A 17,204-nucleotide genomic window follows, 5' to 3' on the forward strand; every position below is an offset into this window, starting at 1 on the left:
CGCCCGTCAGGCGGGGACGCTCTCGTCGCAGGCGAAGCGGCGCCGGTAGGCCACGGGACTCGTGCCGAGGCTGCGGGCGAAGTGGTGGCGCAGCACGGCGGCGCCGCCGAACCCGACGAGCCGCGCGATCTCGTCCACCGGGGCGTCGGACGACTCCAGCAGCTCCTGCGCCCGCGCGACGCGTTGCCGGGCGAGCCAGGCGCCCGGCGTCGTCCCGGTCTCCTGCCGGAACCGGCGCGCGAAGGTGCGTTCCGACATCGCGGCCCGTCGCGCCAGCCGGGGTACGGGGTGCTCGTCGGCGAGGTGCTCGCGCATCCATGCGAGCAGCCCTGCGAGCGACTCCCCCTGGCGGGGCAGCGGGTCGACGACGAACTGCGCCTGTCCGCCCTCGCGCTGCGGCGGCACGACCATGCGCCGCGCGATGCTGCGGGCCGCGTCGCCCCCGAGCTCGGCGCGCACCAGGTGCAGCGCGGCGTCGATCCCGGCCGCGGTGCCCGCGCTGGTGAGGATCCGGCCGTCGGTGACGTAGAGCGCGTCCGGGTCGACGACGGCGGAGGGCACCTTGGCCGCGAGCCGCTCGGTGTACATCCAGTGGGTGGTGCAGCGGCGGCCGTCCAGCAGCCCGGCGTCGGCCAGGGCGAACGCTCCGGAGCAGATGGCGAACAGCCACGCCCCTCGGTCGTGGGCACGACGCAGCGCCGCCAGCATCTCGGGGGGCGCGCCGCCGCCGTCCACCTCCACGCCGTCCACCTCCACGCCGTACGCGACGACGACGACGAGGTCGGCGTCCTCGACCGCCTCGAGGCCCGCGTCCACCACCACGGGGAAGCCGCCCTTGGTCGTCACCGGCCCGGGCACGGGCGTGCACAGCGTGAACTCGAACGCGGGGCCGCCGGTGTCGGTCCGGTCGATGCCGAACACCTCGTAGGCGACGCCCAGCTCGAACGGTGCCGCGCCGGGCACGACGACGGCCGCAACCTTGTGGATCATCCTGACAGCGTCGCACGGCGCTGGCAGGATGTCGACGCGAGGTGTTCATCGCGCCAATCCCGTCGGTCGCGCCGCGTTCCGTCCCGTCGCGTCCGGTGGCGTCCCGTCGCGGCGGGCGCTGGTGCTCCGTCGCGACACGGGCGTGCGGTCAGGACACCGCCCCGCCCCGGAGGCCGTCCGCCGCGACGGCCAGGACGACCGCGACCAGGAAACCCCACACCGCCAGGCCGACGCCTCCGCGCAGCCGTCCTCCGCGGCGGCCGACCCGCACCCCGAGGAGGATCACGACGACGCTCGCCACGACGGCGACCGCCGCGCCGGTCCAGAGGTACGTCGCGGCCTGCACGTGGTCGCTCGCCGTCGGCGGCTCGCCGAAGAACGACGCCAGCGTGACGACCGCGCCGAACCCGGAGACCAACGGCCAGGCCAGCATGCCGACCGTGGCCACGAACCAGGCCAGCGGGGACTCCCAGCGATACCCCTGCTCGACGCCGGAGCCCGCCACCGCACCGCCCGCCACCGCACCGCCCGCCGCCGCGACCTGACCGGCGTCCGCGGTCGACGGGTCCGCCTGGGGCACCCCGCCCGGCTCCTGCGCCGCAGCCCGCCGCGCGTCCCGCCACGCCACGATCGCGCGCCCCGCCGCCGCCGCGAGCGCCGCGTCCAGCCAGAGCTCGCCGCTTCCGGGCAGGCCGACCCAGCCGTCGCTCAGCCGGCCGAGCACGGCGCCCGCGGCGGCGAACGCGACCACCTGGACGATCACCGGGCGTCGGGCGAGCAGCGCGGTCAGCAGCGCGGCAGCGGGCACGCACAGGGCGACCGTCAGGAGCGCACGCGCCCCGAGGACGCCGATCAGGTGCCATGCCGCCTGCGTGCCGGGGGCCCCGCCCTGCGCGAGGGTGACGAGGACGGACAGCGTCGCCGAGAGCACGAACGCACAGCCGCAGGAGCGCCATCCGACGGACCATGCCCGCGCCGACGTCCCTGCGTGTCGCGAGGTCTGCGTCAGGGTCATGCGCCTTGATGCAACAGGCGATGGCCGGCCGCGTCAACCGACGACGAGCATTGGCAGGATCGCGATGGACGATGGCACTTCCGCCACTGGTGGCGGGATCTAGATGTGCGAATCATTACTGCCATGGCCCTCCTCATCCTCCTCACCCTGGTCATGACGGCGACACTGATCGGGCTCGCGCGCGTCGTCCGGCGCGACGGGCTCGGTGCGCGACGACCCCCGCGCTCCCACCTCGACTGGTGGGAGAGCACCTCGTCGCCGTGACCGGCCGTGACGGGCCGTGACGGGCCGTCACGGGCCGTCACGGTCACGGCTGCGTCGCACGCCTGCGGTCGACGCGCAAGCCTGTGCAGGCTCTGCCACAGTGGGGCCATGCTGCTGCGTCGTATCGCCCGCCCCCTCCTGGCCGCCCCGTTCGTCTACGACGGGATCCAGGCGGCGCTCCATCCGGCCGAGCACGTGGACACCGCCCGCGAAGCTTCCATGCTCGTCACCAGGACCGTCGGCACACCGTCGCTGAGCGACCGGCAGCTCGGCCTGCTGGTCCGCGCGCACGGCGCCGCGACCGCCGTCGCCGGGCTGCTGCTCGCCCTCGGGCGGACGCCACGCACCGCCGCCCTCGCGCTGGCCGCGCTCACCGCCCCGCTCGCCGTCGCGCACCAGCCGTTCACCAGCAAGGGCGCCGAGCGCAACGAGCGCACCGCCGCCTTCGTCAAGGACCTCGGCAAGGTCGGCGCCGCGGTGATCGCCGGCATCGACCTCGAGGGGCGGCCGGGCGTCACCTACCGCGTCCAGCAGGCCCGCGACCACGCCGCCGACCTGGCGGAGGCCAAGGCCAAGACCATCAAGGCCACGACCAAGGCGGAAGCCGCCGCGGTGCGTGCGAAGGTCGCCAAGATCGTCTGACGCCGCCGGGAGACCGGCGGCGAGACGCGCGACCCCGACGACCGCGCGTGAACTAGCCTCGGTGCCATGACTGCTGCCGTCCCGCCGCCCTCCGCCACGACCGATCCCGACGTCGCCGACGCCTGGGCCGCGCCGGTCGCAGAAGGCCCCCTGGACGCGACGGTCGACATCCCCGGCAGCAAGTCGCTGACCAACCGCCTGCTCGTGCTCGCGGCGCTCGCCGACGGGCCGGGCACCCTGCACGGCGCGCTGCGCTCGCGCGACGCGGACCTCATGATCGAGGCCCTGCGCACCCTCGGGGTCGAGATCTCCGAGGGCGCCTCGCCCAGCACCCTGCACGTGCGGCCCGCACCGCTGCGCGGCGGGGTCGAGGTCGACACCGGGCTGGCCGGGACCGTCATGCGGTTCCTGCCGCCCGTCGCCGCCCTCGCCGACGGCCCCGTGCGCTTCGACGGCGACCCGGCCGCCCGCGTGCGCCCGATGCTTCCCGTGCTCGCCGGGCTGCACGGCCTCGGCGTGCGGATCACCGGCGACGGGCCCGAGCTGCCCACCCACCTGCCGTTCACCGTGCACGGCACCGGCCGCGTCGTGGGCGGCGCCGTCGACGTCGACGCCTCGGCGTCGTCCCAGTTCGTCTCGGGCCTGCTGCTCGCCGCCGCGCGGTTCGAGCGAGGGCTGGCGCTGCGTCACATCGGGACGACGCTGCCGAGCCTCCCGCACATCGACATGACGGTGGCCACCCTGCGCGACGTCGGCGTGCGCGTCGACAACTCGCGCGACGGCATCTGGGAGGTCGCCCCCGGCCCGATCCGCGCCCGCGACGTGCGTGTCGAGCCCGACCTGTCCAACGCGGCCCCGTTCCTGGCCGCGGCGCTCGTGGCCGGCGGCACCGTGCGGGTCCCCGGCTGGCCGGCGGCCACCACCCAGCCGGGGGCCCTGGTGCCCGGCCTGCTCGAGCGCATGGGTGCCACCACCGCCGTCGTGCCCGGCGCGGACGGCGACGTCCTCGAGGTCACCGGCACCGGCGAGATCCACGGCCTCGACGTGGACCTGCACGCCGCGGGCGAGCTCGCGCCGACGTTCGCCGCCCTCGCCGCGCTCGCCGGCTCCCCCACCCGGCTGCGCGGCATCGCGCACCTGCGAGGCCACGAGACCGACCGCCTGGCCGCGCTCGCGGCCGAGATCACCCGGCTCGGCGGGCAGTGCGAGGAGACCCGCGACGGTCTGGTCATCACCCCGCGGCCCCTGCACGGCGGCGTCTTCCGCACCTACGCCGACCATCGGATGGCGACCTCCGGCGCCCTGCTGGGGCTGCGCGTGCCCGGGATCCGGGTCGAGGACGTCGCCACGACGGCCAAGACCCTGCCCGGCTTCGACGGGATGTGGGAGCGCATGCTCGGCGGCGCCCCGGCCGGGCCGGGGGCCGTCGCCTGATGGCGCGGTCCCGCGACGAGCACGCGCGCTACGACCGGCCCTCGAAGAAGGGGTCGCGGCCCCGCACCAAGCAGCGTCCCGAGCACGCCGACGCCGTCACCGGGCTGGTCACCGGGGTGGACCGCGGGCGGTACACGCTCGTCGTCGACGACGGCACGCCCGACGAGCACGGCGTCCTGGCCATGAAGGCCCGGGAGCTGACCCGCACACGCGTCGTCGTCGGGGACCGCGTCGACGTCGTCGGCGACACCACCGGGGACGAGGGCACGCTCGCCCGGATCGTGCGCATCGGCGACCGCACCTCCGTGCTGCGGCGCACCGCGGACGACACCGACCCGTACGAGCGCATCGTCGTCGCGAACGCCGACCAGCTCGTCATCGTCACCGCCCTCGCCCAGCCCGAGCCCCGCACCGGCATGATCGACCGGTGCGTCGTCGCCGCCTACGAGGCCCGCATGGACGTGCTGCTGTGCCTGACGAAGGCCGACCTCGCCTCCCCCGACGCGCTGCGGACGCTGTACGAGCCGCTCGGGGTCGAGGTCGTGGTCACGCGGGCCGACGACGACGCCACCGTCGAGACGGTCCGCGAGCGCCTGGTCGGGCGCACGTCGGTGTTCGTCGGGCACTCGGGCGTGGGCAAGTCGACGCTCATCAACGCCCTCGTCCCGGACGCCCGGCGCTCCACCGGGGTGGTCAACGACGTGACCGGACGCGGTCGGCACACGTCGACGTCCGCGGTCGCGCTGCGGCTGCCCACCGGGCCGGCAGCCGAGCCGGACCCTTCGCCCGCCCTGGGCTCCGGGCACGGCGTGACCCACGACGGCTGGGTCATCGACACCCCCGGTGTGCGGTCGTTCGGGCTCGCGCACGTCGAGACGGCGAACCTGCTGGCCGCGTTCGAGGACCTGGACGCCGTCGCCGCCGAGTGCCCCCGTGGCTGCACCCACCTGGCCGACTCCCCCGACTGCGCGCTGGACGCCTGGGTCGAGAGCTCGGCCGACGACGAGGTCCGCGCGGTCCGCACCGCCCGGCTCGCGTCGTTCCGGCGGCTGCTCACCGCCCGGTCCGCGGCGGAGTGACCGCGGCCCGGCTGCCCGCTCGGGTCTCGGTCCGCGCGCCTGCCCGCCGCACGGGCGGGCGGACCGCTAGCGTGTGAGACGTGCCGTACACCCAGCAGCCTCCCAGCCCCACCAGCGGGCCAGCGCGCACGTACGAGGACGACCTGCGCCTGGCCCACGTCATCGCCGACCAGGTGGACGCCATCACCATGTCCCGGTTCAAGGCGCTCGACCTGCACGTGGAGCGCAAGCCCGACGACACGCCGGTCTCGGACGCCGACCGCTCGGCCGAGGAGTTCATCCGCGCCCAGCTCCACCGCGCCCGCACCCGCGACGCCGTCGTCGGCGAGGAGTACGGCGCGGCCGGCAGCGGGGCACGCCGGTGGATCGTCGACCCCATCGACGGCACCAAGAACTTCGTGCGCGGCGTGCCCGTGTGGGCCACGCTGATCGCACTGGCCGACGGCGAGCAGGTCGTCATGGGCCTCGTCTCCGCGCCCGCGCTCGGCCGGCGTTGGTGGGCGGCGAAGGGGTCGGGCGCCTGGACCGGCAAGTCCCTCGCGGCGGCGACCCGGATGTCCGTGTCGGCCGTGGGCTCGTTGTCGGACGCCTCGTTCGCCTACTCGTCGCTGTCCGGCTGGGAGGAGCGCGACAAGCTCGACGGCTTCCTCGACCTCACCCGGGCGTGCTGGCGCACCCGGGGGTACGGCGACTTCTGGTCGTACATGCTCGTGGCCGAGGGGGCGGCGGACATCGCCGCGGAGCCCGAGCTCGAGGTCTACGACATGGCCGCCCTCGTGCCGATCGTCACCGAGGCCGGCGGACGTTTCACCTCCCTCGACGGCACTCCGGGCCCCTGGGGCGGCAACGCCGTGGCCACCAACGGCCACCTGCACGACGCCGCCATGGTCTACCTCGGCTGACCGCCCCCGCCCCCGTGCCCCCTGGGTACCCCCGCGAGAAGACCTCTCTATCTCGCGGGGACGCTCAAGGGCGGGGGATGGCGCGGATCTCCGTCGGGTCGTACCAGAGCAGGTCCCGGTCGGTGACGCGCTGCAACGCAGCGTCCAGCTCCGCGTCGTCGTCCGCGTCCACGGCGGCGAGCATCGCTCGCACGTCGGCGGCGGCCTCCGGCTCGTCGACGTGCACGGCCACGAGCGCGACGTCCGGCACGGCGGGCACGGCGACGGTGCTCTCGGCGACGTCGTCGACACCACCCTCGACGGCGGAGACCAGCTGCTCGCCCACCTCCACCGAGACGACGACCCGCAGCGGGACCACCCCGGGGCGCGCTGCCACGAGCGCGAGCGCGTCGTCGGCCGCGGCGAGGAACGCCGCGTACTCGTGCCCCTCGGCGTCGTCGTCCGGCAGCGAGGCCTCCAGCGCCGGGGTCACCGCGTGCACGTGGCGGGCGGGGAGGTCCCAGCGCACCCGGCCCGCGGCACCGGTGGCAGGGTCGAGCTCGTCGAGCGTGGCCGGGACGTAGATGCGCATGGCCCCAGTGTGCCGTCTACGCTCGGTTCCGGGGGCCGGACGCACCGCCGCGACCGCGCCGCGGCGGCCGGAGCCACCCTGCTGTCCGAGGTCGAGACCAACCCGTACGGCAGGTCCTACCGGGTCGAGGACCTCGAGGGCCACCGCTGGATGTTCATGCAGCCGTCCTGACCGACTCCCGCACGCCGTTCGCCAGAGACGCGACGGCGCGCGCCACGGGCGACGTCGGCGCGTGCTCCGCGAGCGTGCGCCCCGCGAGGACGGCGCCGTCCAACGCCGTGGCGTCCTGCGGCACCAGGTGCACCTCCTCCAGCCCGGCGTAGCGGGCGAGCGCGTCGCGCACCGACTCCTCGGGGTGCGGCCCGACGGCGGACGCCCGGACCCGGTTGGCCACCACCAGCCGCGGCGCCGCGACGGGCACCGGCACCTCGGACAGCTCCTCCAGGCCACGCACCAGACGCTGGATGCCGATCGGGTCCGCGGAACCGACGACCACCACGACGTCCGCCGCCTGCAGCGCGGCGAGGGTGGTCGCGTTGCGCTGAGGCGCGCGGGTGTCGTACATGAGCATCTCGTCCGACTCGAGCACGGCGCCGCAGTCGACAACCGTCCAGTGGGCCAGCTCGCGCGCCCGCTCGAGCACCACCTCGACGGCGCTGGCGGGCAGCTCCGGCCAGCGCGCCGCCCGCGTGATCCCCGTCAGCACGCGCAGCCGACCGTTCACCACGGGGCTGTTGCGGGCGAGGGTGGCCAGGTCGAGCGTGCCCTGACCCGCGGCACGGGCGACCGCGGCCAGGCCCGGAGCGTCGTCGAGCATGCCGAGCCGCGCCGCGACCGACGCACCGTAGGTGTCCGCGTCCACGAGCAGCGAGGTCAGCGCCTCGGGCCGGGTGCCGTCACCGTCGTTCCTGGTCGCCGAGCGACCGCGCCGCCGACGCCGACCGGCCCGGGTCACCAGCCCGGCGAGCTCGGCCGCGAGCTCCACGGCGACGGTGGTGCGCCCCGGCGCCCCGACGGGCCCCCAGACGGCCACGACATGCCCTCGGCGCGGGAGGTCGCGCGGGTCCGGCACGGCCGTCCGCACGGTGTCGTCGTCATCCCACGCGTCACCGTGCACGGCGGCGGGCGGCGCGGCCTGCGGACCGGGGCCGGGGCCCGCCAGGACGCTGCGGGGCGCCGGACCCGTCGGGGTCACCACCGCGGCGGCCTCCCGCACAGCGGCCAGCACCGCCCAGTCCTCGTACTGCTCGACGACGGCGTCGACGCCCAGCGCACGCAGCCGCTCGGCGGGCGCCCCGTCGTCGCCCAGCGCGGCGACCCGCACCCCCGCGTCGTGCAGGCGGCCGACGACGTCGCGGTCCAGGCCCGGGAGGTCGCCCGAGACCAGGGCCACCATGCCGGCACCGGCGGCGGCCGCCGCCAGCAGCTCGGCGACGTCGCCGCAGCGGCGGGTGACCGTGAGCCCCGCACCCGGCGTGCCGAGCGCGAGCACGACGTCGGTCTCGGCCGGGCCACGGACCGCGCACAGGACGGTGAGGCTCGCGGCCATCACACGCCCGTCCCGGCCTGCGGCACGACCGTGACCGCGCCGGGCGACGCCAGCGCCTTGAGCACGGCGGGCAGGTCGTCCGTGCCGACGAGCACGTGCAGCGTCGCGCCGTCGGAGACCACCAGACCGCTGCCGGCCGAGTCCACCTGCTCGACGACGACGCCGGTCACCAGCGGCGCCGGGTCGCTCACCGGGGCGGTACCCCCCGCCGAGGTCTCGGGGACGGACCACAGGTCGACGACGGCGCCCGCCGCGATCCGCTCGGAGACCCCCTGGTCCACGGGCACAGCCACCGAGCGGACGTCGACGTCGGCCGCCGCACCGAGCGACGCGCGCGACACGAGCTCGCCCTCGTCGACGACCCGCAGCGCCACGAGGTCCTCCGGGAACGGGCGGTCGGCGCGCAGATAGAGGTCCGTCCCGGAACCCAGCCGGACGTCGACGGTGCGCAGGCCCTCGACCGCGACGGGCTCGCCGGGCGTCAGGGTGCTGTCGGCGGCGTAGACCGGCACCGTCTGCGAGGCGCTGGACACCGCCCAGGACCCCAGGGCCACGGAGGCGGCGACGATGACGATGCCGACGACGAGGCGGGGGTCGCGCCAGCCGGGGCGACGCAGCCGCGGCGCGGTCGGGGCGGGCAGATGGTCGGTGCTCACGGACGTCCTCCGGAGGTCGGGGCTGCGGGCGCGTCGTCGCGCCGGTCACCTATCATCCGTGATCCACGGACGCCTTTCGATCATCCCTGTGGACAAGCAGCACCAACCGTGGTGTCCACTGTGCGAGACTGCCGCTATGACCAGCCGATTCCTGTCGCTCGCGGACGTGCAGGAGATGCTCAACATCTCGAGCACGCAGGCGTACTCGCTGGTGCGTTCGGGCGAGCTGCCTGCGATCCAGGTCGGGCCCAAGAAGGTGTGGCGGGTCGAGGCGAGCAAGCTCGAGGAGTACATCGAGCACCAGTACGCCCGCACCCGCGACCGCATCGCGTCCGGCGAGCTCTAGGCGCCCTCGGCTCCTCGCGTCGTCGCCGGTCCTCGGCCGGGCGCGCCCGTCTGCCGCCCTACGCCTCGCTGACGCGCAGCACGGCCGCGAACGGCACCGTGCTGACCACCGGCCGCGCGCGGTCGGTCTCCTCGACATCGAGGTGGTCGGCGCCGACCCGCCCGATCCGGCCGACCACGGCACCGCCGCGCGTGCGCACCAGCACCCGTGAGCGGTCCCGTTGCAGTCCGCGCAGCACGTGCCCGAGCCCGAGCCGGTCGGTCCGCGCACCCGAGGGGACGGCCATCCGGCCGAGGCCCACCACCGCGCTCACCGACGCGCGCGGCACCAGGTGCTGCACCCGGCCCCGCACGCCCTGGCCGTCCAGGAGCAGCCAGGAGTCCGCCACCCGCACGACGCGGCCGTCGACGCCCTCGCCGTCGGCCAGCTCGCACCGCACCGCGGTGCCGATCGCGGCCCGCAGGCGGTCGGTGAGCGGTATCGACGCCTGCTCGGCACGGGTCAGCTCGGCGACGACGCCCTCGCGCTCGGCGGCCTCCTCGGCCGCGAACCGCGCCTCGAGGTCGTCGAAGAGCAGCGCCCAGCGCAGCGGTCCAGGCCCGGTCATGGAGCTCCCTGTCATTCGTGCGACGGACAGCCCCAGCATGCCGGGGTGGACAAGGTGGCACCAGTCCGCTTCAATAACTGCCATCAGATGATGCCAAACGCTATCAACAGGCATCATCGGCACCGATCGAGGATCGATCGATCCGCGGTCCCAGGGACGAAGGAGATCCGATGGCCGGCAAGACCACCCCGCCGTCCGGCCGTGGCACGGGCCGGCTCGCGCTCGTCGCGGCCGGCGCGCTCGCCGCGGCGTGGCTGCTGGCACGGCGGGCATGGGCGCTGCTCCCGGAAGCCGGGGCCGCGGGCGAGACCATGGCCGGGCTCTCCGTCGACCACGTGGTCGAGCTCGTCGTGGTGACGGCGGGCGCGCTCGCGGGTGCGTGGCTCGGCCTCAGCGCCCTCGTCGCGCTCACCTGCGTCGCGTCCGGCCGACTCGGCCGCCACTGGCGGGCGGGCTGGGCGGTGCTCGACCGCGTGGCCCCCGGGGCCGTCCGTCGTCTCGCTCGCTCCGCGGTCGGCGTCGGCGTGGGAACGGGTCTGGCCCTCGCGCCGACGGCGGCACTGGCTGCCGACAGCTCCAGCGACATTCCGGGCGGTCAGGGCACCCCCTCGGTCGCCGAGGTGATCGACCTCGGCTGGCAGTCGACGCCGGCCCAGGCACCGTCCGAGGCGACGGATGCGAGCACATCCTCCGAGGACTCTTTGGAGACCACCGCTGTCGACGCCGCGGCACAGGTGCCCGCCGACGCCGTCACCACGGTGCCCCCGCCGCCGGACGGGAGCGACGCGACCCCGACCACGGAGACGCCGGCCGCGGCCGAGGATACGGCAGCGTCCGAGACCACCGAGAGCACCGACACCACCGAGACCACCGCCGAGGACGACTCCCCTGGTCCGGGAGCCGCGACCACGGTGGCGAGGACGATCCGCCCCGCGGGACCGGACGACGGCACCCATGTCGTCCTACGGGGCGACACCCTGTGGGACCTCGCCGCCGAGCGGCTCGACGGCTCACCGTCCGACGCCGACGTCCTGCGCGAGGTGGTCCGGTGGCACGACGCGAACCGTGACGTCATCGGGTCCGACCCGGACGTCATCCTCCCGGGGCAGGTGCTCCAGGTGCCGAAGTGACCGGCGTCGCCCTCAGCACCGCCCGTCCCTGACCCAGAGCGACCCGCGCCCGCCAGGCGCCCAGGACCCGGAGGCCCGCATGACCACGACCAGCGCCCCTCGCAGCGCGAGCCCGGCCGCGACCACGACACCTGCTCCGGCGGGCACTGAGGCACCGGGGACGTCCGCCCCGGCCCCGCGACCGCGCATCGTCGCCGGACCTCGGCGGCCAGGCCCGGCCTCATATCCCGAGGCAGCCCGCCGGCCGGGTGTGCGCAGGGTCCGGGTCGGAGGCCCGACACGGCGGCCGGCCGCCGAGCTCGACGACGAGGCCGCCGCCCGGCCGATCCGCCCCCGCACGCCGGCGCCGCTGCCCGACCCGACCGCGCAGTGCTGTTCCGTGGTGCGTGCCGCCGTCGAGGTGCTGCGCGACGAGCGCCCCGCCGCCCAGCTCGCGCGATGGGTCACCCCGCAGGTGCGGGACCAGCTCGCCGAGCGTGCTCGCCTCCTGCGGTCCCGGGCCGGCAGCAGGCCGGTCTCCGACGGTGCCCCGGCCAGCAGGCCGGTGCTGGTCCGCCGGGTGCGGCTCGTGCGCCTGGGTGACGACGTCGCCGAGGCCACGGTGGTGCTCGACGACGACGGCCGGGTGCGTGCGGCGGCGGTACGGCTCGAGGCCCGGCGCGGGACGTGGCGCGTGGCCGTCCTGGAGATCGGCTGACCCCTGCGCCCGCGAGATAGAGAGGTCTTCTCGCGAGATAGAGAGGGGGCGGCCCGCACCACGTGCGGGCCGCCCCCTCTCTATCTCGCGAGAAGACCTCTCTATCTCGCGGGGTGGTGCGTCACTCGTTGGCGCCGTGGCAGACCTTGTACTTCTTGCCCGAACCACAGGGGCACTGCGCGTTGCGCGGGGTGCCCGGGAAGGTGCGTCCGTCGCTCTCGACGGCGGTCGCCTCGCCGTGCAGCGCCCTGCGTGCCCGGCGCGAGTCACCGGCGACCGACGTCGACCCGTCCTCGCTCGGCGCGGAGTACTGCAGGTTCTGCGGCCGCGGAGCCTCCAGGCCCTTGGCGACGAGCACGGGCTCCTCGTCCGCGGGGGCGGTGCCGGCCGACGCGGCGGGCGCCTCCTCCGCGCGCCCGGCCTCCGCGGGCTCGGCCGCCGCCGGCCCGGTCTCCGCAGGCGCGACCGGCGCCTTGCGCGCCGCACGACCGCGCGCTCCGCCGAACGCGGCGGGCACCTCGGGCTCGGGAGCAGCGGCCGGCGTCGGCCGGGACGCCTGCGCGCCAGGGGTGGCGCCCGAGGCCAGCAGCTGACCCGCGGCGCTCTGCGCCGCGGCGGCGGCGCCTGCGGCCGAGATCGCCGGGCCGCCCGCCTGCCCGCCCTGCTGCACCTGCACCTCGAGGTTGAACAGGAACCCGACCGACTCCTCCTTGATGGCCTCGGTCATGGCCTGGAAGAGCTGGAAGCCCTCGCGCTGGTACTCGATGAGCGGGTCGCGCTGCGCCATCGCGCGCAGGCCGATGCCCTCCTTGAGGTAGTCCATCTCGTAGAGGTGCTCGCGCCACTTGCGGTCCAGCACGGACAGCACGACGCGCCGCTCGAGCTGGCGCATCGCGGGCTCGCCGAGGGACTCCTCGCGGGCCTCGTAGGCCACGCGCGCGTCGGACAGCAGCTCCGTCAGCACCAGGTCGTGGCTGAGGCTGCCGATACCGCCCGCCTCGTCGATGACGTCCTCGGGCGTGATCGACACGGGGTACACGGACTTCAGCGCGGTCCACAGCCCGTCGAGCTCCCACGACTCCGGGTTGCCCGTGGAGGTGGCGCCGTCGACGTAGGCGGTGATGACGTCGCTGAGGAAGTGCTGCACCTGCTCCTCGAGGTCCTCGCCCTCGAGCACCCGCTTGCGCTCGGCGTAGATGACAGAACGCTGGCGAGCCAGGACGTCGTCGTACTTGAGCACGTTCTTGCGGATCTCGAAGTTGCGCGACTCGACCTGCGACTGCGCGCTCTGGATCCCGCGGGTGACCATCTTCGACTCGAGCGGCATGTCGTCCGGGAACCCGGCGCGGTCCATCATCGACGAGGCGAGGCCCGAGTTGAACAGGCGCATGAGGTCGTCCTGCATGGACAGGTAGAACCGGGACTCGCCCGGGTCGCCCTGACGGCCGGAACGACCGCGGAGCTGGTTGTCGATGCGTCGCGACTCGTGGCGCTCGGTGCCCAGCACGTACAGCCCGCCGAGGGACTTGACCTCTTCGTGCTCCGCGGCGACGGCGTGCTTGGCCTTCTCCAGGACGTCGGGCCAGGCGGCCTCGTACTCCTCCGGGTCCTCCGCCGCGTCCAGGCCGCGCGCCGACATCTCGCTCACGGCGAGGAACTCCGCGTTGCCACCGAGCATGATGTCGGTTCCACGACCGGCCATGTTGGTCGCCACGGTGACGGCGCCCTTGCGTCCCGCCTGGGCGACGACGGCAGCCTCACGCTCGTGCTCCTTGGCGTTCAGCACGTTGTGCGGGACGCCCGCACGCTTGAGCAGGCTGGACAGCAGCTCGGACTTCTCGACGCTCGTGGTGCCGACGAGCACCGGCTGCCCCTGGGCGTGACGCTCCACGATGTCGTCGACGACCGCACCGAACTTGCCGTCCTCGTTCTTGTAGACGAGGTCGGGCTGGTCGATGCGGATCATCGGCCGGTTGGTCGGGATGGGCACGACGCCGAGCTTGTACGTGCCCTGGAACTCCGCGGCCTCCGTCTCGGCCGTACCGGTCATGCCGGCGAGCTTGCTGTAGAGGCGGAAGTAGTTCTGCAGCGTGATCGTGGCGAGCGTCTGGTTCTCCGCCTTGATCTGCACGCCCTCCTTGGCCTCGATGGCCTGGTGCATGCCCTCGTTGTAGCGGCGGCCGGCGAGGATTCGGCCGGTGTGCTCGTCGACGATCATGACCTCGCCGTTCATCACGACGTAGTCCTTGTCGCGCTTGAACAGCTCCTTGGCCTTGATCGCGTTGTTGAGGAAGCCGATGAGCGGCGTGTTGAGCGACTCGTACAGGTTGTCGATGCCGAGGTAGTCCTCGATCTTCTCGATCCCTGGCTCGAGCACGCCGACGGTGCGCTTCTTCTCGTCGACCTCGTAGTCCTTCTCGGCCTCGAGGCGGCGCACCACCTTGGCGAACTCCGTGTACCAGCGGTTCGCGTCGCCGGACGAGGGACCCGAGATGATGAGCGGCGTCCGCGCCTCGTCGATGAGGATCGAGTCGACCTCGTCGACGATCGCGAAGTGGTGGCCGCGCTGCACCAGGTCGTCGGGCGACCAGGCCATGTTGTCGCGCAGGTAGTCGAAGCCGAACTCGTTGTTCGTGCCGTACGTGATGTCCGCGGCGTACTGCCTGCGGCGCTCGTCGGGCGTCTGGCCGGACAGGATGACGCCCGTCGTCAGGCCCAGGAAGCGGAACACGCGCCCCATCAGGTCGCCCTGGTACTTCGCGAGGAAGTCGTTCGTGGTGATGACGTGCACGCCCTTGCCCTCGAGCGCGTTGAGGTACGCCGCGGTCGTGGCGACGAGCGTCTTGCCCTCACCGGTGCGCATCTCGGCGATGTTGCCGAGGTGCAGGGCCGCGCCGCCCATGAGCTGGACGTCGAAGTGCCGCTGACCGAGGGTGCGCCGGGACGCCTCCCGGACGGCGGCGAACGCCTCCGGCAACAGCTCGTCGAGGGACGCACCGTGCTCCAGCCGCTCCTTGAACCGTGCGGTCTCCTCCTGGAGCTCGGCGTCGCTGAGCTCGGTGAAGCTCGGTTCGAGCCGGTTGACCTGCTCGGCGTAGCTGGTGAGCTTCTTGAGGATCCGGCCCTCGCCGAAACGCAGGACCTTCTCGAGGATCGCAGGCACGCAGTACTCCTGGGTCGGTGACGCCCCGGGATGTCCGGGACCGTACGGTTGCGGCGCCGACGCCGGCCGATGGCTCGAGCGCGTCGTCACCTGGGTCACACCAGGACCATCCTAGAGCCTGTCGAGCAACCTCCGTGAGGCTGTCAGCAGCATCCTTCTCGGACGTCCCTGTGCCGCCGAAGCGGTGAGGGTTCCCACGTCATCCCGGCCGGTCTCGCTCACGCGGGTGCGTGAGCCAGAGCCGTCCGCTCGGCAGGCGTTGTTGACCTGGCCTCGTGCTTCGGGGGCCAAGTCCTGGGAGCGGTGGTGCTTCTCGCCCCAGGTGGCGAGGTTGACCGCGGCGTTCAGGCCGCGGTCGATCGTGTGCCCGCAGTCTCGTGCTACGCCGCCTCGACGGACACGGACAGTTCTTCGCCGGGCTTGAAGCCGATCCTCGGCCCGCCACGCCCGGGTTCGCAGCGGACGAACGGCGGCCCCTACGTCGCCGATGCCGGGTGGCCCGCTCAGCGCTCGCCCCCGGGCGGCGTCGGGCTGGCGGCCTGGTCCGCCAGCTCGGCACCCGCCGCCCCGTAGAGGTGGAAGACGGCGTCGGCGCCGTGGCGCCGCAGCTCCGCGGCATCGGCGTCGTACCGGGCGATCGCCGCCACCCGGCCGTCGAACCCGGTGGCCCGCAGCCGCGCGAGCGCGATGAGGTTCGCCTTGTGGAACGGCATCGCCAGGACGGCGAGCCGCACGTGCCCGGCCCGCTTGACGCGCGTCCAGAACTCGGTGTCCGTGGCGTCGGCGGGCACGACGTCGATCCCCTGGGCGCGCAGCGCCGCCACGCGTGTGCGGTCGTGCTCGACGCCGATGACGGCGAAGCCGTACGTGTCCCGCAGCCGCGTGTACGTCGCCGCGCCGACGCGGCCGAGCCCCAGCACGACGGCGTCGGCGTCCCCGACGTCCACGGGCCGGTCGTCCGGGTGCAGCCTCGCGGCGTCGCGGCGCGGCAGCAGGCGGGTGAGCCAGGTCGCGAGCTCCACCCCGCGCCGGTTGACGATCGCCGAGACGACGAAGCTGGCGGCCACCGCGAGCGAGACGACCACCGCCCACTCCTCGTCGAGGAGCCCGTGGGTGGCCCCGACGGCGACCACGATGATGCCGAACTCGGAGAAGTTGCCGAGCGTCAGCGCGGCCAGGAACGCCGTGCGCCGTCGCAGGTGCATGAGCCACAGGAGGACGGCGTAGGCCGCCGCTTGGAGCGGCACGAGGAGCAGCAGGAGGAGCGCGAGGCCGACGTCGGCGGCCGTGGGGGTGCCGTGGAGACCGATCTGCAGGAAGAACGCGACGAGCGCGAGGTCCTTGACGGTCAGGAGCGAGCGCGACAGCTCGGTCGCGTGCGGGTGGCCTGCGAGCAGCGCGCCCATGACCAGTGCGCCGAGATCACCGGACAGCCCGACCGTCTCGAACAGCCAGAACCCGGGGACGAGGGCGACGAAGGCCCCGAACAGCGCCTGCATCTCGCCGTGCCCGGTACGGTCCCAGAGGCGGTGCAGCAGGAGCCGGCCCGGCAGCAGCCCCAGCAGCGTCACGGCCCAGGGACTGGGCGGCTCCCCCGTCGACAGCGCGAGGAACACCACGGCGACGATGTCCTGGACCACGAGCACACCGACGGCGATCCGGCCGTAGAGCGCCGTCGTGTCGGACCGGTCCTCCAGCACCTTGACGACGAACACCGTGGAGGAGAACGACAGCGCCAGGCCGACCAGTGCCAGCGACCCGAAGGGCTCGTCGGCGAGCAGCGGCAGGCCGACGACGGCGAGGAACCCCAGGAACCCGACGCCGAGCGCGACGCTCACCGCGAGGTGCGCCATGGTCGTGAACCAGATCTCCCTGCGCAGCAGGGAGCGGACGTCGAGCTTCAGCCCGATCGCGAACAGCAGGAAGGCGACGCCGAGCTCCGCGACCAGCTCGAGCTCGGGCAGCTCCGGTGCGCCCGCCACCCCGAGCGCGAAGCCCGCGGCGAGGAACCCCACCAGCGGCGGCAGGCGCGCCAGCATCGCCAGGAATCCGCCGAGCAGCGCGGCGGCGAGGTACAGCACTGCGGTGGCCATGGCGCTCCTCGCGTGGACTGCCGCGAGGATCCCAGACGTCGCGGCCGCGCACCACCGCGGCGGCAG

Annotated in this window: 17 protein-coding genes; 9 read left to right on the forward strand and 8 right to left on the reverse strand. The window is 74.4% G+C overall.

Annotated features, from left to right (window positions below; genetic code table 11):
• Positions 1–6 precede the first annotated feature (6 nt).
• Both LEP48_RS14860 and LEP48_RS14865 read right to left on the reverse strand, forming a co-directional pair.
• Positions 7–990, reverse strand: a complete 984-nt coding sequence (locus LEP48_RS14860; RefSeq protein WP_225566350.1) for a helix-turn-helix domain-containing protein — start codon at positions 988–990, stop codon at positions 7–9.
• 148 nt (positions 991–1,138) lie between these two features.
• A complete protein-coding gene (locus LEP48_RS14865) occupies positions 1,139–2,005 on the reverse strand; it encodes a hypothetical protein (protein WP_225566351.1) in 867 nt (288 codons plus the stop codon).
• Between the two features lie 123 nt (positions 2,006–2,128).
• On the opposite strand from LEP48_RS14865, the gene LEP48_RS14870 reads away from it, so the two are divergent.
• The 5 genes from LEP48_RS14870 to hisN all read left to right on the forward strand — a co-directional run bounded on the left by LEP48_RS14870 (position 2,129) and on the right by hisN (position 6,326).
• Complete coding sequence (locus LEP48_RS14870; RefSeq protein WP_225566352.1) at positions 2,129–2,269, forward strand: hypothetical protein; 141 nt, start codon at positions 2,129–2,131, stop codon at positions 2,267–2,269.
• Between the two features lie 108 nt (positions 2,270–2,377).
• Complete coding sequence (locus tag LEP48_RS14875) at positions 2,378–2,911, forward strand: DoxX family membrane protein (RefSeq protein ID WP_225566353.1); 534 nt, start codon at positions 2,378–2,380, stop codon at positions 2,909–2,911.
• A gap of 66 nt (positions 2,912–2,977) precedes the next feature.
• On the forward strand, positions 2,978–4,345 hold the full coding sequence (gene aroA, locus LEP48_RS14880) for a 3-phosphoshikimate 1-carboxyvinyltransferase (protein WP_225566354.1): 1,368 nt from the start codon (positions 2,978–2,980) through the stop codon (positions 4,343–4,345).
• Positions 4,345–5,424 carry a ribosome small subunit-dependent GTPase A gene (gene rsgA / locus LEP48_RS14885; RefSeq protein WP_225566355.1) on the forward strand — a complete coding sequence of 360 codons (1,080 nt, stop codon included), beginning with the start codon at positions 4,345–4,347 and terminating at the stop codon, positions 5,422–5,424. The genes aroA and rsgA overlap by 1 nt, the downstream gene beginning before the upstream one ends.
• 80 nt (positions 5,425–5,504) lie before the next feature.
• Positions 5,505–6,326 (forward strand): histidinol-phosphatase, encoded by an 822-nt coding sequence (hisN, locus tag LEP48_RS14890; RefSeq protein WP_225566356.1) that lies wholly within the window; start codon positions 5,505–5,507, stop codon positions 6,324–6,326.
• 64 nt (positions 6,327–6,390) lie between these two features.
• Here hisN and LEP48_RS14895 read toward each other — a convergent pair whose 3' ends face one another.
• Positions 6,391–6,897 (reverse strand): DUF6912 family protein, encoded by a 507-nt coding sequence (locus LEP48_RS14895; protein WP_225566357.1) that lies wholly within the window; start codon positions 6,895–6,897, stop codon positions 6,391–6,393.
• Between the two features lie 9 nt (positions 6,898–6,906).
• Between LEP48_RS14895 and LEP48_RS14900 the strand changes: the two genes are divergently transcribed.
• Complete coding sequence (locus tag LEP48_RS14900; RefSeq protein ID WP_225566358.1) at positions 6,907–7,068, forward strand: VOC family protein; 162 nt, start codon at positions 6,907–6,909, stop codon at positions 7,066–7,068.
• On the opposite strand, the gene LEP48_RS14905 is transcribed toward LEP48_RS14900, so the two are convergent.
• Positions 7,052–8,446 carry a CpaE/TadZ family protein gene (locus LEP48_RS14905; RefSeq protein WP_225566359.1) on the reverse strand — a complete coding sequence of 465 codons (1,395 nt, stop codon included), beginning with the start codon at positions 8,444–8,446 and terminating at the stop codon, positions 7,052–7,054. The two genes, LEP48_RS14900 and LEP48_RS14905, sit on opposite strands and share 17 nt — an antisense overlap.
• A complete protein-coding gene (locus LEP48_RS14910) occupies positions 8,446–9,102 on the reverse strand; it encodes a hypothetical protein (protein WP_225566360.1) in 657 nt (218 codons plus the stop codon). The genes LEP48_RS14905 and LEP48_RS14910 overlap by 1 nt, the downstream gene beginning before the upstream one ends.
• A gap of 136 nt (positions 9,103–9,238) precedes the next feature.
• Here LEP48_RS14910 and LEP48_RS14915 point away from each other — a divergent pair, with 136 nt between their 5' ends.
• Positions 9,239–9,448 (forward strand): helix-turn-helix domain-containing protein, encoded by a 210-nt coding sequence (locus LEP48_RS14915; RefSeq protein WP_225566362.1) that lies wholly within the window; start codon positions 9,239–9,241, stop codon positions 9,446–9,448.
• A gap of 58 nt (positions 9,449–9,506) precedes the next feature.
• On the opposite strand, the gene LEP48_RS14920 is transcribed toward LEP48_RS14915, so the two are convergent.
• Positions 9,507–10,055 (reverse strand): hypothetical protein, encoded by a 549-nt coding sequence (locus tag LEP48_RS14920; RefSeq protein ID WP_225566363.1) that lies wholly within the window; start codon positions 10,053–10,055, stop codon positions 9,507–9,509.
• Between the two features lie 170 nt (positions 10,056–10,225).
• Here LEP48_RS14920 and LEP48_RS14925 point away from each other — a divergent pair, with 170 nt between their 5' ends.
• Together LEP48_RS14925 and LEP48_RS14930 are read left to right on the forward strand one after the other, a co-directional pair.
• A complete protein-coding gene (locus LEP48_RS14925) occupies positions 10,226–11,185 on the forward strand; it encodes a LysM peptidoglycan-binding domain-containing protein (protein ID WP_225566364.1) in 960 nt (319 codons plus the stop codon).
• A gap of 250 nt (positions 11,186–11,435) precedes the next feature.
• Positions 11,436–11,882, forward strand: a complete 447-nt coding sequence (locus LEP48_RS14930; protein ID WP_225566365.1) for an Rv3235 family protein — start codon at positions 11,436–11,438, stop codon at positions 11,880–11,882.
• Positions 11,883–12,003: 121 nt separating this feature from the next.
• Here the strand turns inward: LEP48_RS14930 and secA are convergent, their stop codons facing one another.
• Entirely contained in the window at positions 12,004–15,045 is a 3,042-nt protein-coding gene (gene secA, locus LEP48_RS14935; RefSeq protein WP_225566366.1) for a preprotein translocase subunit SecA, read from the reverse strand.
• A 503-nt stretch (positions 15,046–15,548) separates the two neighbouring features.
• Positions 15,549–17,138 (reverse strand): cation:proton antiporter family protein, encoded by a 1,590-nt coding sequence (locus LEP48_RS14940; protein WP_225566367.1) that lies wholly within the window; start codon positions 17,136–17,138, stop codon positions 15,549–15,551.
• Positions 17,139–17,204 lie beyond the last annotated feature (66 nt).

Origin of the sequence: Isoptericola luteus (assembly GCF_020297055.1) — a bacterium.
GTDB classification, from domain to species: domain Bacteria; phylum Actinomycetota; class Actinomycetes; order Actinomycetales; family Cellulomonadaceae; genus Isoptericola; species Isoptericola luteus.